The following is a 16492-nucleotide window of genomic DNA, read 5'->3' on the forward strand; positions in this document are numbered from 1 at the left end:
GGCCCGTGGTGTCCAAACCCGCAGTGGCCCTGTTCGACTACGGCTCGGGCAACCTCCGCTCCGCCCACCGCGCGCTGGAGCGGGCCGGCGGCGACGTCGAGCTCACCAGCGACCTCGACACCGCCCGAAGCGCCGACGGCCTCGTCGTGCCCGGCGTCGGCGCCTTCGCCGCCTGCATGGCCGGGATCGTCGAGCACGGCCTCGACGCGGTCGTGCGCGAACGCGCCTCGGCCGGAGCGCCCGTGCTCGGCATCTGCGTCGGCGAGCAGATCCTCTTCACCCGCGGCGTCGAGCACGGCGTCGAGACCGCGGGGATCGGTGTCTTCGAAGGCAGCGTCGAGCGCCTCGAGGCCGACCGCGTCCCCCACATGGGCTGGAACACCGTCGAGGCGCCCGCCGAGATGCGCCTGTTCGCCGGGATCGACCCCGCCGAGCGGTTCTACTTCGTCCACTCCTACGCCGCCAAGACCGCCCCGCCCGGAACGCTGGTCGCCACCGCCGACCACGGTGAGCCGTTCGTCGCCGCCGTCGAGCGCGGCCCGGTGGCGGCCACCCAGTTCCACCCGGAGAAGTCCGGCGACGCCGGATACGCGCTGCTGTCCAACTGGATCAAAGGATTGAAATGACAACGCTTCAGCTCCTGCCCGCCGTCGACGTCACCGGCGGCAAGGCCGTCCAGCTCGTCCAAGGGATCGCCGGCTCCGGGAAGCAGTACGGCGACCCGCTCGAGGCGGCCCTCGAATGGCAGCGCCAGGGCTCGGAGTGGCTCCACCTGGTCGACCTCGACGCGGCCTTCGGGCGCGGCAGCAACCACGAGCTGCTCGCCGGGGTCGTGGCCCAGGTCGACATGCAGGTCGAGATCTCCGGCGGCATCAGGGACGACGAGACGCTGAAGCGGGCCCTGGACTCGGGGGCCCGGCGCGTCAACATCGGCACCGCGGCGCTCGAGAACCCCGACTGGTGCGACCGGATCTGCTCGGAGTACGGCGACCGCGTCGCCATCGGCCTGGACGTCAAGGGCGGGCGTCTGGCCGCCCGGGGGTGGACCAGGGAGGGCGGCGAGCTGTTCGAGACCCTGGAGCGCCTCGAGCGGGCCGGATGCGCCCGCTACGTCGTCACCGACGTCAAGAGCGACGGGATGCTCTCAGGGCCGAACCTGGACCTGCTGCGCGGCGTCTGCGAGGCCACCGACAAGCCGGTCATCGCCTCCGGCGGGGTCTCCTCGCTGGACGACCTGCGCGCGCTGGCGGGCCTGACGGAGGTCGGTGTGGAAGGCGCGATCGTAGGAACGGCGCTGTACGAGCGTAACTTCACGGTCGCTGAAGCGTTGAACCTCCTGAAGGAGCTCTAGCCACTCGGGAGGCATCTATGGCTCTGGTGAAACGCGTCGAGGAATCAGGGCCATGGGCGCAGTTGTACGGCTACTCGCGTGCGGTGGCGGTGGGGCCGCTGGTGGTCACCAGCGCCTGCACCGCCGACGTCGAAAGCCGCCCTGAGCTGCTCGACGATGCGGGAGCGCAGGCGAAGGAGGCGTTCCGCACCGCGCTGGACGCGATGGTCCACGCCGGGGCGAGCGTGGCGGACGTGGTGCGCTCGCGGCTGTACGTGACCGACCCGGCCCACGCCGACGCGGTGGGCCGCGTCCACGGCGAGTTCTTCGGCGTGGTGAAGCCCACGGCCACGGTCGTGACCGTCGCGCGGCTGTTCCATCCCGGCCAGCTCGTCGCCGTCGAACTCGAGGCGTTCCGGGCTTGGCGAGATTTACGGCTCGCGAGCATCGCCGTGGGGGCGGGATTTACGGCTCGCGAGCGTCGCCGTGGGGGCGGGATTTACGGCTCGCGAGCGTCGCCGTGGGTGCGAGATTTACGGCTCGCGAGCGTCGCCGTGAGCACGGGACTTACAGCCCGCAAGCGCTCCGCGGTGGCGGGACTTACGGCTCCCGGACCCCGCCGCGAGTGCGAGACTGGTGGACGGCGATCGCCGCCGGGATCGGGAGCAACCGACCTGAACGAGCGTTCAGTTGCGCCGTAGTATTGGGCAGGACGACAGGCGCGGCCCACAAGGCCGCGCCGGGACGGAAGGTGTCGACGTGGACCCTGAGGAGATCGCCCGAGCCCGCGAGCGCTGGGAGAAGCGGTACGCGGCCGCGGCCAAGCGCGAGGCCGACTTCACGACGCTGTCGGGGATGGAGGTCGAACCGGCCTACGGCCCGCCGGAAGGGGCCGCCGACCCCCGCATGGAGCGCATCGGCTGGCCCGGAGAGTACCCCTACACCCGAGGGCTCTACCCGACCGGCTACCGCGGCCGGGCATGGACGATCCGGCAGTTCTCCGGCTTCGGCAACGCCGAGCAGACCAACGAGCGCTACAAGATGCTCCTCGGCGCCGGCGGCGGCGGCCTCAGCGTCGCCTTCGACATGCCCACGCTCATGGGCCGCGACTCCGACGAGCCCGCCGCGGCCGGCGAGGTCGGCCACTGCGGCGTCGCCGTCGACTCCACCGCCGACATGGACGTCCTCTTCGACGGCATCGACCTCGGGTCGACCACGACGTCGATGACCATCTCGGGGCCGGCGGTCCCGATCTTCTGCATGTACCTCGCCGCCGCCGAACGGCAGGGCGTCGACCTGTCCACCCTGGACGGCACGCTCCAGACCGACATCCACAAGGAGTACATCGCGCAGAAGGAGTGGCTGTTCCCGCCCGAGCCGCACCTGCGGCTCATCGGCGACCTCATGACCTACTGCGAGGCCAACATCCCCCGCTACAAGCCGCTGTCGGTCTCGGGCTACCACATCCGCGAGGCGGGCTCGACCGCCGCGCAGGAGCTCGCCTTCACGCTCGCCGACGGCTTCTCGTACGTCGAGCTGGGGCTCTCGCGCGGGCTCGACGTCGACCGCTTCGCACCGGGCCTGTCGTTCTTCTTCGACGCCCACATCGACTTCTTCGAGGAGATCGCGAAGTTCCGCGCCGCCCGGCGCATCTGGGCCAAGTGGATGCGCACCGTCTACGGCGCCCAGACCGAGCGCGCCCAGTGGCTCCGGTTCCACACCCAGACCGCCGGCGTCTCGCTGACGGCGCAGCAGCCGTACAACAACGTGGTGCGCACCGCCGTCGAGGCGCTCGCCGCCGTCCTCGGCGGCACGAACTCCCTGCACACCAACGCCCTCGACGAGACTCTGGCCCTGCCGACCGACCAGGCCGCCGAGATCGCCCTGCGCACCCAGGCGGTGCTGCGCGACGAGACCGGCGTGACGAACGTGGCCGACCCGCTCGGCGGCTCCTGGTACGTCGAGGCGCTCACCGACGAGATCGAGGCCGCCGCCGAGGACCTGTTCGTCCAGATCCTCGCCCTCGGCGGCGAAGCGGGGGAGGACCCCGCTGCGACCGCCAAGGCGGCCATGGGGGGCGGCCGCCACCCCGTCGGGCCGGTCACGAGCGGGATCCTGCGCGGCATCGAGGAGGGCTGGTTCAACGCGGAGATCGCCGAGGCCGCCTTCGCCTACCAGCGGCAGCTGGAGGAGGGCGCCAAGCACGTCGTGGGCGTCACCGAGCTGACCGAGACCGTCACACCCGAGCTCGAGATCCTGCGGATCTCCGACGAGGTCGAGCACGAGCAGCGCGCGGCACTCGAGCGCCGCCGCGCGGGGCGCGACGACGCGGCCGTGCGGCGGGCGCTCCAGGAGGTCGTCACCGCCGCTCGCGGCACGGCGAACCTCATCGAGCCGATCCTGGACGCCGCGCGAGCCGAGGCGACGCTCGGCGAGATCTGCGGGGCGCTGCGCGAGGAGTGGGGCGAATACCGCGAGCCGGCCCGGATCTGAGCCCCCCGCTTTCGACGGTCGAGGCCGGTGCTCTGCGGCGGCGTCTCGCGGGAATGGTGACGAATTGCCGCCCGCTTGCAAGCGCGTGCCTTCGGTGATGCCCCGAACAATAATTTTCATAGAGGCCGTGAATAGTTATTCGAATGCGCTGGATTAATATGTCGAATGGCATTGAAATTGAGTGAGCAGTGGCGGCTGTGGGCATTTATTCGCCGGTTACTGCTGTGGCTGGAATAAACCAATGGGAGATATTGACCCTGTTTGCGGGCGTGAAATCACTGCTCAGACCCACTTCTATCCTCAGTGGAGTTTCTGACTGGATTGGTGCCGGAGTGGCGTCTCCGAAAAACCGCCCTTGAAACTGCTGACAGGATGATCTTGGTGTAGTAGTCTGACGAAGTCGACGTGAACATACTTGGCGAGTTGCATGCCACGGAGGTGGTCGATCGGCACGTGAATCGGGCGATGCCCGCTCAGACGCCCCGAGAGGTGAAATCCTCAAGAGAAACGATTCACGAACTCGAGTCCGAGACCAGCCACAGTCCCCCGCATATCAGAACAAGGCCGCACGGCGGCGGAGCCCAGGAAGCACGAGCCGACCGAACCGTCGGCGCCATGCCGACACGACGGGCAGGATGGTATTCCCATGGCGGACAGCAAGCAGACCAAGGAAAAGAGAAGCGGCAACGAATATGCTCATCTTGCTCCGTTGTTCGAGGAGTTGGTGGGGTTGGCGGAGGGTGATCCGCGGCGGGCGGAGGTGCGTGAGGCGTTGGTGACGGGGTATCTGCCTCTGGCTGAGCATATTGCGCAGCGGTTTTCGGGGAAGGGGATCGCGCGTGATGATCTGGTGCAGGTGGCGTCGGTGGGTCTGATTCATGCGGTGGATCGGTTCGATCCGGGTCAGGGGGCGGATTTTCTGTCGTATGCGGTGCCGACGGTGATGGGGGAGGTGCGTCGGCATTTCCGGGATACGGCGTGGCCGATGCGGGTGCCGCGGCGGTTGCAGGAGTTGCGGTTGGCGATCAATCAGGGGAGTGCGGAGTTGGCGCAGGTGTTGGGTCGTCCGCCTTCGGATGGGGAGTTGGCTGAGCATTTGGGGGTGAGTGTGGCTGAGGTGGCGGAGGGTCTGGAGGCGCGGGCGGCGTATCGGGCGGTGTCGTTGGATGAGGCGCCGTTCGAGGGTGCGGAGCGGGCGTCGTTGGCGGAGTCGGTGGGGGTCGAGGATGCGGGGTTGGCGTTGGTGGAGAATCATGAGTCCCTCGTTCCTCTGATTCAGGAGTTGCCCTCTCGTGAGCGGCGGATTTTGGCGTTGCGGTATTTCGGGGATATGACGCAGACGCAGATCGCCCAGGAGGTGGGGATCTCGCAGATGCATGTGTCGCGGTTGTTGAACCGGATGTTGGAGGAGTTGCGCGAGGGCCTCACCAACACCCCGGCATGAGCGCCCGAGCCTTACCGCTCGGGCAGCCGCAGGTAGATCCGCACGGTCGTCCCCTGCGGGCCGGTGTGCATGCGGACCAGGTCGGCGACCTGGTTGACCAGCAGCAGCCCCCGCCCGTAATGCTCCGAATCGTCGCTGGGGCGGCGCCCCACGAGCGGGTCGGTGATCTGCCCCGCGTCGTTGACCTCGCAGACCAGGTGCCCGCCGTCGGTCCACACGCGGAAGGTGCCGACCCCGCCGCCGTGGTGGATGCTGTTCGTGAGCAGCTCGGTCAGGGCGATCTCGAGGTCGATGAGCTGCATCGCCGACAGCCCGACCCTCCGCCCGTACGCCGTGGCGAACCAGCGCGCGTTGTCGAGCGTGGCGAGATCGGCGGCGCGCTCGATGGCCGACCGCGGCGGGAGCGCGAACGGCCGGTTGCAGTCGGCCAGGACGCGGTCCGGATCGTACCGGTCGCTGGGGCGACGGCCGGCGTGATCGATCAGAACGGGATGGGTGGCCTCGGCGTCGGTGATGATCCGCTGATCGAGCCCTTTGGCGTCGTAAGGGCACAGCTTGGTGACGGGGCGGCCGTTGAACGCGAGGTTGAGCAGCGCCTCGTGCTGGACGCAGGCGGTGTACTCGTCCTCGCTGCGGCCGGGCCAGATCGGTTCGCCGATGATGCGCACCCGGCGGTCGGGGTGCGCGTCGGTGAAGGCGTGCAGCACCCCGGGGATGATCCGCCCCGGGTTGGCGCCCACCTCGCCCATGTCGACCAGGAGGACGCGTTCGGCGGTGCCGCCGAGTGCGCTCCGGATGGACTCCAGGTTGCGCTTCGGCACGGCGACCGCCACCGGCTCGTCGGCGGAGAGGCCCTTGTCGATGAACGGGATGGTGCCGTTCAAGTACTCGTCGTCACTGGAGTAGAACAGCGCCGGGTGCTCAAACGGTTCCTCTGCCTCGACTGGGGGCGCTGAGGTCATTGGTCTCCTTTGAAGATGATCGCGGAAGCGCCGTCGGGCCACAGGACCTGCATCACCCGGAGCAGAGCGGCCGGAGCGTTCTGCACCACGAACCGGCGCCCCTCGGGCAGCAGGGCCGCGACGTCCACCAGCAGCGCGGTGCCGCGGACGTCGATGAAGCTCAGCCCGGACAGGTCCAGCCGGATCTCGTCGCCGCGGCCCGACGCGCGCCGCAGCGCCCGCTCCCAGGCCTCGTGGCCGTTCAAGTCGATCTCACCGGCGACCCGCAGGCCGACGGCTCCTCGTTCGCCGTATTCAGTGATGCGCAACGGACGGTCCAAGTGTCGCTCCTCGGCTAGGGGTGGGTACGGCGTCCGCGTACTGGGCACGCGAGTGTCCGACAGCTCGTCGACCGCGTGTTCTGCCATCGCTTCACTTCCGTATGGCCGCTGCATCCTGGTGACGCTCTCGGAAGCCGACGCCTCCCTGTTCCCCGCGCGGCGGAGTGAGGAGGCCGACGCGCCAACGGCGCCCGCCTTACCGGTCCGGAGACCTCCGGCCGAAGGCAGAGGCGACCCGTTGCGACCTCGAATACTACCACCGGGTGCCGATACGGCACCATGCGCGCATGTCCGCCTCGACCGGGAGAGGCGGCCCGCCCGCCGCGCGAGCGGGCCCGCCGTCCGTGGTCAGAACACGTAGCCGGCGCAGCTGACGGAGACCTCTGCGAGCGCCGCGTCCTCTTCTTCCGAGCCGACCTCGGTGCCGTAGTAGGTCTGGAGGTCGTCGAGGCACGTCTGCATCGCCTCGATCTCGCCCACCTGCGACTCCAGGTCGCTCACCTGGCCTTCGAGCTCGGCGACCTGGTCTTCGGCCTCGGTGAGCTGGCTTTCGAGCTCCTCGGCGTCGGCGACCCGGCCTTCGAGATCGTCGATGGTCGAGGCCCGCTCGTCGGCCAGGTTCTCGGCGTCCTCGGTCTTCCCGTTCGCCTGGAACCACAGGATCCCGAACAGCACGGCGCCGACGAAGCACAGCGCCGAGGCGATGGCCAGCACCGGCAGGACCGGCGAGGACTTCGGCCCCCGCGGCGGGCCCGGCGGCAAGGGGCCCGGAGGCTGCGCCACCGGCTGCGTCGGCTGGTACGACGTCGTCGGCTGCGGCGGCTGGGGCTGCGGCGAGTAGCCGGGCGCGCCCGGCGACTGCGGTTGCTGATACGGCTGTTGCTGCTGGTTGTCGCCTGAGTCGCCGAAACTGTACTGGGGCGGCTGCGAATAGGCCATGATGAGGGCTCCAAACCTATGGGGGCACTGCAAGCCCATTTTAGTGCGGTTCTGCCAGTCCGACGCCGGGGAGGATCCCGCGGTTCCGTGTCACGGGGCGCCTTCGCCCGTGATGAGCTGCGGCCGCTCCGTCACTCGTCCCGAATCCGAGGCCCGGGCGGTCAGGCCGCGCGGGCGCGCCCGCGCCACAGCAGCCAGATGAAGTACGGCGTCCCGATCAGCGCGCACACCAGGCCGGCCGGGATCTGCGCCGGGGCGATCACCGTGCGGCCCAGAGTGTCCGCGACGCTCACCAGCAGCACTCCCAAGAGGACCGACACCGGCAGCACCCGCGTGTGGCGCGAGCCCACGAGCCCCCTCGCCAGATGCGGCGCGACCAGGCCCACGAACGCGATCACCCCGACCACGGCCACGGCCGCCGCCGTCAGCACCGCCGCCGCGGCCAGCAGCAGCAAGCGGGTCCGCTCCAGGCGGACGCCGAGCACCCGAGGCGTGTCGTCGTCCAGCGACAGCAGGTCGATCTCGCGGCGGCGCGAGACCAGGAACGGCACGATCACCACCAGGGCCGCGGCCAGCGGGATGAGCCGGTCCGCGGTGCGCCCGTACGTGGTGCCCGACAGCCAGGTCATCGCCTTCGGCGTGTTCCACGGATCGGAGTACAGGATGATGAGCGTGACGACCGCCATGCCGAACGCGGCGGCGCCGATGCCGATGAGGACCAGCCTGGAGGTGTCCAGGCCCCCGCGCCACGCCAGCGAGTAGACGATCGCGAAGGCCCCGAGGCCGCCGACCGCCGCGAACGCGGTGACCGTCCACGATCCGGCGTCCGGCGCGAGCGTGATGACCGCGACCGCGCCCACCCCGGCCCCGGCGGTGACGCCGATGATGCCCGGCTCGGCGAGCGGGTTGCGGCACACGCCCTGCGTGACCGCTCCGGCGGCGGCCAGGGCCGCGCCCGCGAGCACCGCCGCGAGCACGCGCGGGTAGCGCTGGTCGATGATCCACGTGTAGGCCGAGCCGGTGCGGCCCTGCACCCAGTTCCAGATGTCGCCGCCCAAGAGCAGCTGATCGCCCATGAGCATCCCGGCGACCACCGCCGCGGCGGCGGCCGCCGACAGCCCGGCGACGATGAGGCCGAACGCGAGCCGGCCGCGGTTCGCCGCGCCGTGGAGCATCGCCGGGCGGTCCTCGCCGCCCGCGCCGGTCATCCGGCGCGCCAGCCACACCATGACGGTCACGCCGAGCAGCGTGGTCGCCACCCCGACCGGGATGAAGACGCCGCGTTCGGCGCCGACCGCCGCCCGCAGCGCCACGTCGGCGCCGACGATGACGACCGCCCCGCACAGGCCGCTGAACGGCAGCAGGACCCTGTGCGGCATGAGGCCGGGCACGCGCTGGGCGACCAGGCGCGCCGCGACCGGCGCGGCCAGTCCGGCGAAGCCGATCGGGCCGGCCACGGTCACCGCGCACGCGGCCAGGAGCAGCGCGGCCACGACCGCGAGGAGCCGGGTGCGCCTGACGTGGACGCCGAGGCTGGAGGCGGTGTCGTCGCCCAGGCGCATGATGTCGAGCTTGGCGCCGATCGCGACGGCGCCTCCCACGGCGAGGACCACCAGCGGCGCGGTCTGGAGGATCGGCGCGAAGCCGGTGAGCGTCAGGTTCCCCGAGCCCCACGCGAACAGGCCGATCGTCTCCTGCTGGAACAAGATGAGCAGGAGTGAGACCATGGCGTTCGCGGCCATCGCGGTCGCCGAGCCGGCGAGGATGAGCCTGGTGGTGGCCGAGCCGCCGCCCGATGCCATGGCGAGCACGAGCGCCGCGGTGGCGATCGCGCCGAGGAAGGCCACGCCGACGCCCGAGAGCAGCGGCAGCGAGATGCCGAAGGCGGCGACGACGGTGACGGCCAGGTACGCCCCGGCGTTCACCGCGAGCGTGTCGGGGCTGGCCAGGGGGTTGCGGGCGACCGACTGGAGCAGGCCGCCCGAGACGCCCAGGGCGATGCCGACGAGGACGCCCGCGGCCAGGCGCGGCAGGCGGGCCCCTGACAGGACGTTCCACACTCCCTGGTCGGCCGCGCCGACGAGCAGGCGCAGCAGGTCGCCGGTGTCGACCGCCGAGGTGCCCTGCGTGAGGTGGAGAGCCGCCAGCGCGACCAGGACCCCGGCGGTGACAGTGAACATCGTCGCCGTAGGAAGGAAGCGGGTGCTCGCGGCCGGGGTCTCCGGTCGCGCCGGCGGTGTCAGGGTGCGGCTCAACTCGCGTAGACCTCGGCGTAGAAGTCGAGGAAGAGCTCGCACGAGCGCGGGCCGCCGAACATCCAGGCGCCGTCGGGCACCTTGTACAGCTCGCCCTCCTCGACGAACGACAGGCCGTCCCAGATGGCGTTGCCCGCGAGCGTCTCGGTGAAGATGCCGTCCCCGGCCGAGTCGTTGTAGATGAACTTGAGCTCGGTCTCGGTGAACTGGGCCATGCCCTCGACGTCGGTGGCGCCCAGGCCCCAGAGCTCGTCGGTCTCGCCGGTCCAGGCGTTCGTCAGCCCGACGGCCCCGGCGAGCGCGCCGGGCATGGATCCGGCGCCGAAGGGCCGGATGGAGATCGTCGAGCCGTCGTCCCAGGCGTCGGCGAACAGGTACGGGGTCTCGCCGGTGCCGGCGGCCTCGATCGCGGAGGCGACCTCCTCGACCTTCGCGTCGAAGTCGGCTAGGAGCGCCTCGGCCTCGTCGTTCCTGCCCAGCAGGTCGGCGATCATGGTGACGTCGGACTTCAGGCGGGCGACGTTGTCGGCCGCGTCCGAGCCCTGGACGACCAGGACCGTGGTGAACTCCTCGAGCTGGGGGATGAGGGCCTCGTCGTCGGTCTCCATGATGACCAGGTCCGGGCTGAGCCCGGCGATGGAGTCGACGGACGGCTCCTGGCGGGTGCCGACTTCGGCGACGGTGTCGTCGAGCGGCACGGCCGTGCCGACCCAGGTCCGGTAGCCCTCGACGTCGGCGGCGCCGGCGGGCATGAGGCCGAGGCTGGCGACGATCTCGGTCTCGGCCCATTCGAGGGTCACGACGGTCTCGGCGGGCGCTTCGAGCTCGACGGTCTCGCCGCGGGCGTCCACGGTGGAGACCGGCCCGGCCGCGGCGGCGGTCTCGTCGTCGCCTCCGCCGGTCTCCTCGGTGGTGCCGCAGGCGGCGGTGGCGAGGAGGGCCGCCGCGGCGAGTGCCGCGGGCACGGCGGCGCGCAGGTGGTGGTTCGTCATCGGGTTCCTTCGTTATTCGGCGGCGGCCACGAGCCGTCGGCTGTGCTTGCCGATGGGGCGGGTCGTGAGCAGACCGGTGGTGGGATCGGTGTCGACCTCGATGTCGATGCCGTAGGCGGTGGTGAGGTTCGCGGGGGTGAGGACCTCGGCGGGCGTGCCGGCGGCCTTGACGCGGCCGTCGTGGAGCAGGACGGCGCGGTCGGCGACGGCGGCGGCCTGGTCGAGGTCGTGGAGGACGACGCCGACGGCGGTGCCGTGCTCGTCGGCCAGGTCGCGGATGAGGTCGAGGATCTCCACCTGGTAGCGCAGGTCGAGATAGGTGGTGGGCTCGTCGAGCAGGAGCGTGTCGGTGTCCTGGGCGAGGCAGGAGGCGAGCCAGACCCGCTGGCGCTCACCGCCGGAGAGCGTCTCGAGGCCGCGCTCGGCCATGTCGGCGACGCCGCAGATGTCCATGGCCCGGTCGACGGCGGCGGGGCCGTCCTCGTCGCCCGAGCGCCAGCGGCCCCGGTAGGGGTGGCGCCCGTAGCCGACGACGTCGACGACGCGGACACCGCCGGGCACGGGCCTGGACTGGGCGAGCAGGGAGACGCGCCGGGCGAAGTCCTTGGGGCCCAGAGCGGCGGCGAGCGTGCCGTCGGCGAAGGCGATCTCGCCGGCGCTCGGCCGGTGGAGCCGGGCCAGGGAGCGCAGCAGGGTGGACTTGCCGCTGCCGTTGGGGCCGAGGAGGGCGGTGACCTCGCCGCCGCGCAGTTCGATGTCGGCGCCGTGCACGACGGTCTCGCCGAAGTAGGCGAGTTCCAGGGCGCGGCCGCTCAGTCCGGCGTCGTCAAGCATGTAGGTAAGGCTAGCCTATCTTTTCGGCTCGGCGAAAGAGGGCGGCCGCCGCAGAGGCGAAGATGACACGCGAGCGGGTGAATCCCGTGCCGCGCTATGGACTTGCCGTGACATATCGGGTCGACTGGTTCTGGACGGCGGTGTGCCGGCGCACCCCGTGCCGGTGCGGGGTGCGGCTTCGCGGCCCGAGGGACCGCCGTAGAGGAAAGGACGAGCATGACACCGGATGTGAAGGTGGAGCCTTCGAGTGTCGCCATGGACGAGATCTGGACCGTCGAGCGCGTCAAGGCGCTCGGGGTCATGACGAACGTCGAGACGGCCGCGCAGATCCTCGGGATCGGGCGGACGGTCGCCTACCGGCTGGCCAAGGACGGCGAGTTCCCCGTCCAGGTCCTCAGGATCGGGCACAGCTACCGGGTTCCGGTACTGCGCCTGCTCGAACTGCTCGGCGCCGAGGAGGGGTAGGCGCCGCCGGTGCCGCGAGGGGGCGCGGCACCGGGCGGTCACCGCCGCTTCTTGTGCTTGAAGTGCACGAACAGGCGGCCGAAGTTCTTGGAGTCCTTGTCGACGCGGTGGTAGAGCGCCTTGACGTCCTTCTGGTCGAGGAACCGCAGCACCTTCTTCTTGAGCTGCCCCGAGCCCTTGCCGGGGATGATCTCGACGGTGTCGATCCTCTTCGCGATCGCCTCGTCGATGACGTCCCGCAGCGCGCGGTCGATCTGGTCGCCCTTGTTGTAGATGTCGTGCAGGTCCAGCACCAGTTTCGCCATGCGTCGAGCTTGCCAGAACCGGCGGTGGGCCGCTACTCCGCGCTCTCCCGCCGCAGGTCCGGCTCCAGGTAGATCCTCGTCGCGATCGGCACGGCCGCGCGGATACGGTCCTCGGCGGCGTTGATCTCGGCGGCGATCTGCTCGCCGCTCTCGGAGTTCTGCACGCCGATCTTCGCGGCCACCAGCAGCTCGTCGGGCCCGATGTGCAGCGTCTTGAGGTGGATGATGTCGGTGATCTCCTCGCCTTCGAGGATTGCGGCCTCGATCGCCTTGATGTGCTCCAAGGTGGCCGACTCGCCGAGGAGCAGGCTCTTGGTCTCGATGGCCAGCACGACCGCGATCACGACGAGCAGCACGCCGATGACGATGGTGCCGAGGGCGTCGAAGATCGGCTCGCCGGTGATGACGGCCAGGCCCACGCCGAGCAGCGCCGCGATCAGGCCGACGAGCGCGCCGATGTCCTCCAGCAGGACCACGGGCAGCTCGGGCGACTTCGCGCCGCGCACGAACTGGACCCACGACTTCCGCCCGCGCACCGCGTTCGACTCCTGGACGGCCGTGCGCAGCGAGAAGATCTCCAGGACGATCGCGATGACGAGCACGACGATCGCGACCATCGGCGACTCGAGTTCGTGCGGATCGGACAGCTTGTGGTAGCCCTCGTAGAGCGCGTACAGGCCGCCGACGCTGAACAGCACGATCGCGACGATGAAGGAGTAGATGTACCGCTCGCGCCCGTACCCGAACGGGTGGGCTGGGCTCGCCTCGCGCTTGGCCCGCTTGCCGCCGAGCAGCAGCAGCCCCTGGTTGGAGGCGTCGGCCACCGAGTGGACGCCCTCGGCCAGCATCGACGCCGAGCCGGTGATCCCGGCGGCGACGAATTTGCTGATCGCGATGCCCGTGTTCGCCAAGAGGGCCGCCATGACCGCCTTGGTGCCGCCTTCTGTCGCCATGTGCTCGCCATTCCTTTCGTCGGGGTGCGAGAACGAGTGTGGCATGACCTCGCCACACGCCTGCGACGAGTCCGCGCCGGGCCGCCTGGCGGGACGGCCGCGACCGGGCCGGGAACCGGGCCGCGGTGCTAATCTCGAAGGAGCGGCCACGCCCCGGGTGCTTCGGCGTCCGGACAGGGCGACGGCCCTGCGCACCGCCAGGGGACGGGCGACGTCCGTCCCGGCCGAGGCGAACTCGGCCCCTGCGCAGACCCCGCCCGCGTCGCCGCCGCACGGACCGAGTGGTGGACCGGTTCCGGCATAGAAGACCCAGCCGGGTCGTGCCGAGAACCGAGACCGAAAGGCCGTGCCGTGACCGTCCTCGAACGCGTCCGCCCCACCCACTCCACCGTCCAGCGCGCCACCTTCAAGCAGTGGCTGTCCGTGGCCGCCGTCGCCCTCGGCGTCTTCGTCGTCATGACCGCCGAGATGCTCCCCGTCGGCCTGCTGAGCCCCATCGGCGCCGAGCTCGGCGTCAGCGCCGGCACCGCCGGCCTCATGATCACCGTCCCCGGCCTGGTCGCGGCCGTCGCCGCCCCGGTGAGCACCGTCCTGACCGGCCGCGCCGACCGCCGCCTCGTCCTCCTCGCCCTGGCCGCGCTCGTGGCCGCCGCGAACTTCGGCGCCGCCGCCGTCGACGACTTCGGCCTCATGCTCGCCGCCCGCGTCCTGGTCGGCCTCAGCATCGGCGCGTTCTGGTCGGTCGCCGGCGGCATCGCCCTGCGGCTGGTGCCCGAGGCGTCCGTGCCGCGGGCCACCGCCGCCGTCTACGGCGGCATCGGCGCCGCGACCGTCCTGGGCGTCCCGGCCGGCACCTTCGTCGGCGGGCACCTCGGCTGGCGGGCCGCCCTGGTCGTCCTCGGCGTCCTGAGCCTGGCCGTGCTCGCCGCGATCGCCCTCCTGGTCCCGAAGCTGCCCTCGACCGGCGCCGTCCGCTTCGCCTCGCTCGCCCGCATGGTGCGCCGCAACGCGGGCGTGCGCACCGGCCTGGCCCTGACGTTCCTCATCGTCTCGGGCCACTTCGTCGCCTACACCTACATCGGCCCCATCCTGGCCGCGAACGGCGTCGCGGGCGGCGCCGTCGGCGGCCTGCTCATGGCCTTCGGCGTCGCCGCGCTCGCCGCCACCGTCGCCTCCGGCTCGCTCATCGGCTCCCGCCTGCGGCCCACCCTGTTCGCCGTCGCCGCCGCGATGGCCCTGGCCATGGCGCTCATGGCCTTCGCCGTCGGCAGCGTGTCAGCGGCCGCGGCCGTCCTGCTCCTGTGGGGCCTGGGCTACGGCATGGTCTCCCCGGCCGTGCAGACCTGGTACCTGCGTGCCGCCCCCGGCGAAGCCGAGGCCGCGACCTCGCTGAACACGATGATGTTCAACCTCTCGATCGCGGTCGGCTCCTTCGGCGGCGGCCTGGTCGTCGACGCCTCGGCCGCGCCGGACGTGCTGTGGATCGGCGCGCTCCTGCTCGTCCCGGTCGCGCTGCTAGTCCGCCGGGGCTGGGCGAGCGGCCCGGCCGGTGGGAGAATGGGGTTCCGCGCCGACTGAGGGAGCCGCCGATGACCGCACTGCTGGTGTTCGCGACCGCGATCCTGGTGGCCTCGATCGTGCCCGGCCCCGACTTCGTCATGGTCACCCGCAACACCATGCTGAGCGGCCGGGTGAGCGGGATGTGGACGGCCCTGGGCGTCGCGCTCGGCGTCAGCGTCTGGGTGGTGCTCACCGCCGCCGGGCTGGCGGCGCTGCTCGCCGCCTCGGCCGCCGCGTTCACCGCCGTCAAGCTCGCGGGCGCCGCCTACCTCGTCTATCTCGGCGTCCGCTCGATCGTCGCGGCCCTCAAGGACCGCTCCAAGCCGGTCGTCGAGGTCGAGCTGGAGCGGCAGATGAGCCGGTGGGCGGCGTTCCGCTCGGGGCTCTTGTGCAACCTGCTCAACCCGAAGGCGGCCGTGTTCTTCACGGCGCTGATGCCGCAGTTCATCGGCGGCGGCGCCCACTGGACGTACGTCGGGGAGCTCGCGGCGGTGGCGATGGCCGCGAACGGCCTGTGGTTCCTGGTGCTGGCCAACCTCGTCGGCCTGATGCGCCGCTTCCTCACCCGCCCGAAGGTGCGGGCGTGGATCAACGGCGTCACCGGCGGGATCATGGTGGCCCTGGGTCTGCGGGTGGCCGCGAACTAGAGCCGCCCACCACCACCCGAACCAGTCGCCGCTTCGCGGCGGCGATCCGTGCCGCTCACCAGAGCTCGCGGAGGGGCTCGCCGTGCTCGCGCCGCCCCCATTCCTCGTTGACGCGGCCGATCCTGGCCGGGAAGGCCATGCCGCGCACGGCCGCGATCTTGTCGCCGCGGAGCTCCAGGATCAGCATGCCCACCACCCGACCGTCGAGTGCCGCGATCATCGCGGGGGAGCCGTTGACCATCCCGGTGTGGATCGCCGGAGTGCCGCCGACCAGCCGCCGCTTCGTCGGGGTCGGCCTGAACGCGGCCTGTACGGCGGCGGCGATCCGCTCGGGGACCGAGAGCCGCACCAGCTTCTCCGCCAGCCCAGCGCCGTCGGAGACCGCGGTCGCGTCGTCGGTCAGCAGCGCCACCAGCCGTTCGGTGCGGCCCGAGGCGGCAGCCTCCACGAATGCCTCCACGACGCGCTGCGCCAGGGCCCGGTCGACCTCCGCAGTGCCGCCCTGGCGGGTGACGTGGCGCCTGGCCCTGAGGGCGTGCTGCTGGCTGGCGGACTCGGTGATGTCGAGGATCTCGGCGATCTCGGCGTGGCTGTGGGAGAAGGCCTCGCGCAGGACGTAGACGGCCCGCTCGACCGGCGGGAGGCGCTCCAGGAGCGTCAGCACCGCCAAGCTCACCGATTCGCGCTGCTCGGCGGTGTCGGCCGGTCCCAGCATCGGGTCGCCCTCCAGGAGCGGCTCGGGCAGCCAGTCGCCGACCGCGCGCTCACGCCTGGCCTGCGCCGAGCGGAGCCGGTCCAGCGAGAGGTTCGTGACGATCTTCGTCAGCCACGCCTCGGGCACCTCGATGCGCCCGACGTCGGCGGCCTGCCAGCGCAGGAACGCGTCCTGCACCACGTCCTCGGCGTCGGCCGCGGAACCGAGCAGACGGTACGCCAGCGAGGCCAACCGGTCCCGGTTGGCCTCGAAGCGTTCCACGGTGGCGGTGTCCATAC

Annotated in this window: 17 protein-coding genes; 8 read left to right on the forward strand and 9 right to left on the reverse strand. The window is 71.2% G+C overall.

All coding sequences use genetic code 11. The features are described 5' to 3' along the window. Positions 1 to 8: 8 nt before the first annotated feature. The 5 genes from hisH to YWW_RS0105755 all read left to right on the forward strand — a co-directional run bounded on the left by hisH (position 9) and on the right by YWW_RS0105755 (position 5267). On the forward strand, positions 9 to 626 hold the full coding sequence (gene hisH / locus YWW_RS0105735; protein WP_081687217.1) for an imidazole glycerol phosphate synthase subunit HisH: 618 nt from the start codon (positions 9 to 11) through the stop codon (positions 624 to 626). Then, positions 623 to 1351: a bifunctional 1-(5-phosphoribosyl)-5-((5-phosphoribosylamino)methylideneamino)imidazole-4-carboxamide isomerase/phosphoribosylanthranilate isomerase PriA gene (gene priA / locus YWW_RS0105740; protein ID WP_026929368.1), complete on the forward strand. Its 729-nt coding sequence runs from the start codon at positions 623 to 625 to the stop codon at positions 1349 to 1351. The genes hisH and priA overlap by 4 nt, the downstream gene beginning before the upstream one ends. Positions 1352 to 1377: 26 nt before the next feature. Continuing rightward, a complete protein-coding gene (locus tag YWW_RS34830; protein ID WP_245595361.1) occupies positions 1378 to 2031 on the forward strand; it encodes a Rid family hydrolase in 654 nt (217 codons plus the stop codon). 58 nt (positions 2032 to 2089) lie between these two features. Further along, the gene (gene icmA / locus YWW_RS0105750) at positions 2090 to 3823 is read left to right on the forward strand and encodes a coenzyme B12-dependent isobutyryl-CoA mutase large subunit (RefSeq protein ID WP_026929369.1); all 1734 of its coding nucleotides are present in this window, start codon (positions 2090 to 2092) and stop codon (positions 3821 to 3823) included. Between the two features lie 646 nt (positions 3824 to 4469). Continuing rightward, entirely contained in the window at positions 4470 to 5267 is a 798-nt protein-coding gene (locus YWW_RS0105755) for a SigB/SigF/SigG family RNA polymerase sigma factor (protein ID WP_026929370.1), read from the forward strand. Positions 5268 to 5278: 11 nt separating this feature from the next. Here YWW_RS0105755 and YWW_RS0105760 read toward each other — a convergent pair whose 3' ends face one another. The 6 genes from YWW_RS0105760 to YWW_RS0105790 form a co-directional block, all read right to left on the reverse strand. After that, the gene (locus YWW_RS0105760; RefSeq protein WP_026929371.1) at positions 5279 to 6229 is read right to left on the reverse strand and encodes a sensor histidine kinase; all 951 of its coding nucleotides are present in this window, start codon (positions 6227 to 6229) and stop codon (positions 5279 to 5281) included. Next, positions 6226 to 6549: an STAS domain-containing protein gene (locus tag YWW_RS28540; RefSeq protein WP_211228441.1), complete on the reverse strand. Its 324-nt coding sequence runs from the start codon at positions 6547 to 6549 to the stop codon at positions 6226 to 6228. Before YWW_RS28540 ends, YWW_RS0105760 begins: the two co-directional genes overlap by 4 nt. 348 nt (positions 6550 to 6897) lie before the next feature. After that, positions 6898 to 7488, reverse strand: a complete 591-nt coding sequence (locus YWW_RS35760) for a hypothetical protein (protein ID WP_155829957.1) — start codon at positions 7486 to 7488, stop codon at positions 6898 to 6900. Between the two features lie 161 nt (positions 7489 to 7649). Then, a complete protein-coding gene (locus tag YWW_RS28550; protein ID WP_051325424.1) occupies positions 7650 to 9743 on the reverse strand; it encodes an iron ABC transporter permease in 2094 nt (697 codons plus the stop codon). Further along, positions 9740 to 10735: an ABC transporter substrate-binding protein gene (locus YWW_RS0105785; protein ID WP_035704098.1), complete on the reverse strand. Its 996-nt coding sequence runs from the start codon at positions 10733 to 10735 to the stop codon at positions 9740 to 9742. The genes YWW_RS28550 and YWW_RS0105785 overlap by 4 nt, the downstream gene beginning before the upstream one ends. A gap of 12 nt (positions 10736 to 10747) precedes the next feature. Continuing rightward, positions 10748 to 11569, reverse strand: a complete 822-nt coding sequence (locus tag YWW_RS0105790) for an ABC transporter ATP-binding protein (protein ID WP_026929374.1) — start codon at positions 11567 to 11569, stop codon at positions 10748 to 10750. 216 nt (positions 11570 to 11785) lie between these two features. On the opposite strand from YWW_RS0105790, the gene YWW_RS0105795 reads away from it, so the two are divergent. Continuing rightward, a complete protein-coding gene (locus YWW_RS0105795; protein WP_211228442.1) occupies positions 11786 to 12034 on the forward strand; it encodes a helix-turn-helix domain-containing protein in 249 nt (82 codons plus the stop codon). Between the two features lie 38 nt (positions 12035 to 12072). Here the strand turns inward: YWW_RS0105795 and YWW_RS0105800 are convergent, their stop codons facing one another. After that, positions 12073 to 12339: a Smr/MutS family protein gene (locus YWW_RS0105800; protein WP_026929376.1), complete on the reverse strand. Its 267-nt coding sequence runs from the start codon at positions 12337 to 12339 to the stop codon at positions 12073 to 12075. A gap of 32 nt (positions 12340 to 12371) precedes the next feature. Then, a complete protein-coding gene (locus tag YWW_RS28555) occupies positions 12372 to 13292 on the reverse strand; it encodes a cation diffusion facilitator family transporter (protein WP_035702720.1) in 921 nt (306 codons plus the stop codon). 351 nt (positions 13293 to 13643) lie between these two features. On the opposite strand from YWW_RS28555, the gene YWW_RS28560 reads away from it, so the two are divergent. Together YWW_RS28560 and YWW_RS0105815 are read left to right on the forward strand one after the other, a co-directional pair. Then, positions 13644 to 14870 (forward strand): MFS transporter, encoded by a 1227-nt coding sequence (locus YWW_RS28560; RefSeq protein ID WP_211228443.1) that lies wholly within the window; start codon positions 13644 to 13646, stop codon positions 14868 to 14870. 11 nt (positions 14871 to 14881) lie between these two features. Then, positions 14882 to 15499, forward strand: coding sequence for a LysE family translocator (locus YWW_RS0105815; protein WP_051325425.1), 618 nt, complete (start codon positions 14882 to 14884; stop codon positions 15497 to 15499). A 55-nt stretch (positions 15500 to 15554) separates the two neighbouring features. On the opposite strand, the gene YWW_RS0105820 is transcribed toward YWW_RS0105815, so the two are convergent. After that, positions 15555 to 16490 (reverse strand): sigma-70 family RNA polymerase sigma factor, encoded by a 936-nt coding sequence (locus tag YWW_RS0105820; RefSeq protein WP_026929378.1) that lies wholly within the window; start codon positions 16488 to 16490, stop codon positions 15555 to 15557. Between the last annotated feature and the right edge of the window lie 2 nt (positions 16491 to 16492).

Source organism: Glycomyces tenuis DSM 44171 (assembly GCF_000427885.1).
Lineage (GTDB): Bacteria > Actinomycetota > Actinomycetes > Mycobacteriales > Micromonosporaceae > Glycomyces > Glycomyces tenuis.

Coding starts and splice junctions, on each gene's coding strand:
- YWW_RS28555 (WP_035702720.1), bottom strand. CDS start 13,292: ATGGCGACAGAAGGCGGCACCAAGGCGGTCATGGCGGCCCTCTTGGCG.
- YWW_RS0105795 (WP_211228442.1), top strand. CDS start 11,786: ATGACACCGGATGTGAAGGTGGAGCCTTCGAGTGTCGCCATGGACGAG.
- YWW_RS0105800 (WP_026929376.1), bottom strand. CDS start 12,339: ATGGCGAAACTGGTGCTGGACCTGCACGACATCTACAACAAGGGCGAC.
- YWW_RS0105760 (WP_026929371.1), bottom strand. CDS start 6,229: ATGACCTCAGCGCCCCCAGTCGAGGCAGAGGAACCGTTTGAGCACCCG.
- YWW_RS0105790 (WP_026929374.1), bottom strand. CDS start 11,569: ATGCTTGACGACGCCGGACTGAGCGGCCGCGCCCTGGAACTCGCCTAC.
- YWW_RS35760 (WP_155829957.1), bottom strand. CDS start 7,488: ATGGCCTATTCGCAGCCGCCCCAGTACAGTTTCGGCGACTCAGGCGAC.
- YWW_RS0105820 (WP_026929378.1), bottom strand. CDS start 16,490: ATGGACACCGCCACCGTGGAACGCTTCGAGGCCAACCGGGACCGGTTG.
- YWW_RS0105755 (WP_026929370.1), top strand. CDS start 4,470: ATGGCGGACAGCAAGCAGACCAAGGAAAAGAGAAGCGGCAACGAATAT.
- priA (WP_026929368.1), top strand. CDS start 623: ATGACAACGCTTCAGCTCCTGCCCGCCGTCGACGTCACCGGCGGCAAG.
- YWW_RS0105785 (WP_035704098.1), bottom strand. CDS start 10,735: ATGACGAACCACCACCTGCGCGCCGCCGTGCCCGCGGCACTCGCCGCG.
- YWW_RS0105815 (WP_051325425.1), top strand. CDS start 14,882: ATGACCGCACTGCTGGTGTTCGCGACCGCGATCCTGGTGGCCTCGATC.